Annotated in this window: 3 protein-coding genes and 1 pseudogene; all 4 read right to left on the bottom strand. The window is 70.8% G+C overall.

The genetic code is table 11. The annotated features are described in order from the left end of the window. Positions 1 to 79 precede the first annotated feature (79 nt). Entirely contained in the window at positions 80 to 976 is an 897-nt protein-coding gene (locus LWC33_RS34555) for a M48 family metallopeptidase (RefSeq protein ID WP_233308921.1), read from the bottom strand. A 22-nt stretch (positions 977 to 998) separates the two neighbouring features. Then, a complete protein-coding gene (locus tag LWC33_RS34550; protein ID WP_233308920.1) occupies positions 999 to 1,433 on the bottom strand; it encodes an SHOCT domain-containing protein in 435 nt (144 codons plus the stop codon). 87 nt (positions 1,434 to 1,520) lie between these two features. After that, on the bottom strand, positions 1,521 to 1,967 hold the full coding sequence (locus LWC33_RS34545; protein ID WP_233308919.1) for a DUF7144 family membrane protein: 447 nt from the start codon (positions 1,965 to 1,967) through the stop codon (positions 1,521 to 1,523). Between the two features lie 27 nt (positions 1,968 to 1,994). Further along, a pseudogene (locus LWC33_RS34540) lies at positions 1,995 to 2,235 on the bottom strand (hypothetical protein); the annotation flags it as partial.

The following is a 2,235-nucleotide window of genomic DNA, read 5'->3' as shown; positions in this document are numbered from 1 at the left end:
ACGAACATCGCCATCGCGAGCAGGAGCCCGAGCACCCGGCTCCCGGTCGGCGCCTGCTGGTCGGCACCTTCGCCGGTGGTCACGCCGGGCTGCCGTCGTGTGCGGCAAGTCCGCGCGGCTCGCGCGGAGGCGGAGCGGCCGACCGCGGAAGGGGGCGCAGGAGGCCCAGCCCGTACAGACGCTCCACCCGCCGCACCGTGTAGGGATGAGAGCGCGGCAGCTGTGCCAACCCGACCCAGAAGCCCCGCAGGGCACGACCCTGCCGGACCAGTGCGGGGATGTCGACGTCCTGCTCGGTGTGTCGACCCGAGGCGAGCAGGACCAGCCCCCTCGCGCCGTGCGGGGCGAGAAGGGCGCCGTGCCGGTCGCAGGAGTACTCGCGCAGCCGCGAGAGGGCCTGCCCGAGCAACGGGATGCGCTGGGAGTAGGCGACCGAGAGCTGATACCACAGGGCGACGTGGTGCAGGCGGATGTGCCCCAGCTCGTGGCCCAGGATGAACCGCAGACCCTCGCGGTTGCCGCGGTACAGGTTGGTGAACAGCTCGTTGGACAGCACCACGTAGTCGTGCCCGGTGGCCTGGGCGGCGAAGGCGTTGAGCGCGCCGTTGCCGTTGGCCAGGAAGATGTCCGGCCGACGCCGCAGCCCGAGCCGGGCCGCGAACTCCTCCGCGACCCCGTAGAGCTCGGGGTACTGCTCCGGCGACAGCTGGACGGCGGTGCCCCGGGTCGCGGCCCGCTGCGTCTCGCGGACCACGATCAGGGCGGGGACGAGCAGCAGCAGCCCGAACAGGGCTCCTCGGATCGCGTTCGCCCATGCCGTTTCCTGCAATGACGACGGGACGAAGGGCAGCACCAGCGCAACCCGGACGATCCCGACGACGACGGCCACGTTGAGGACCACCATGAACGCGTAGAACGGGATCTCGGCAGGGTGCCGGAGCCGGTTCGGCGCGGGTGCGGTCGGGCCTGCGGACATCACCCCTCCCCGCCGGCGCCGGTCAGCGAGCGGGCTCGCCGAGCGACCGGCCGAGTGCCCTGGCCTTCAACGACTCGTACTCGTCCGGGGTGATCGCGCCCTGGTCGAGCAGGTGCTTCGCCTCGGCGATCTGCTCGGTCGGGCCGCCCGCGGTCCCGTTCGGGGCCGCGATCCTGCGGACGTCACGCTCGTAGGCCTTACGGGCGGCGGCCACGTCGGCCTCGCGGCGCTCGCCCATCTTCCGGCCCTGCGCGATCAGGTAGACGAGCGACCCGACGATCGGGAGGATGATGATCACGACGGTCCAGGCCGCCTTGCCCCAACCGCCGAGGTCGTCGCGCCGGAAGATGTCGCCGAAGATCACGAACATCAACCAGAACCAGAGGACGAACCCGAAGAACACGAACATCGTCCAGAACAGGTCCAACAACGGGTACTGGCTCTGTGCGAGCAGCATGTCCAACCCCTTCTCTCCAGGTGTGCGCTCACCCGTCGGGAACGGGTGGGTCAGGGCCGGAGTCGCTCCGGCCGGTGGTCGATCTGCTCAAGCGTTCTCACCGCGGTACGAGGCGAGCGCCCAGATCACGATCGCGTCGAGCGCGATGATCACGAGTGCCCAGACCGGGAAGTGCGGCAGGAAGGCGAAGTGCGCCACGATGTTGATCGCCGCGGCTGCGATGCCGACGGCACGCGCCCACGTCGCGCCCCACAGCACCCCTGCGCCCGCCGCACCGAGCACCACGGCGAGCACCAGGTGGATCCATCCCCAGGCCGTCAGGTCGAGGGCGTAGGTGTACTGCGGCGTGCCCACGACGACCTCGTCGTGCAGTATCGCCGCGATGCCGGCGAGCACCCCGCACGCGCCGGCCAGCATCATCAGGACCGCGGCGAAGAGGGCGAAGGTCGTGGTCCAAGCGGTGTCTGCTCCGGCGCCCGCCGCCGTGGTCGCGTTGGTGGGACCGGCCCGATGCGGTGTGGCGTGCGTGCTCATCAGGACCCCTCTCGCACGTTCCAGGTGTCAATCGTGACGATCGTCCGTGACGGCTGCCCTCGTCCCATCCGAGACGGGTGATTGCGGGTCCTGCAGGGGTGGTGCCGGCGGGTGGCCCGGGAGGCGCGGCTGGTCGAGGAACTGGACGATCCCGAGCAGGACCAGCAGCACCAGGACGACCACCAGGATCGTCCAGCCCGAGGGTTGGTCGAGCAGCACGACCACGAGCGCGGCCAGGACGACCAGCGCCGTCCGGAGCAGGACGAGG

The sequence above is a fragment of the Pseudonocardia terrae genome, from assembly GCF_021343995.1.
In the GTDB taxonomy this organism is placed as follows: domain Bacteria; phylum Actinomycetota; class Actinomycetes; order Mycobacteriales; family Pseudonocardiaceae; genus Pseudonocardia; species Pseudonocardia terrae.
This window is presented reverse-complemented; position numbering and strand designations above follow the sequence as displayed.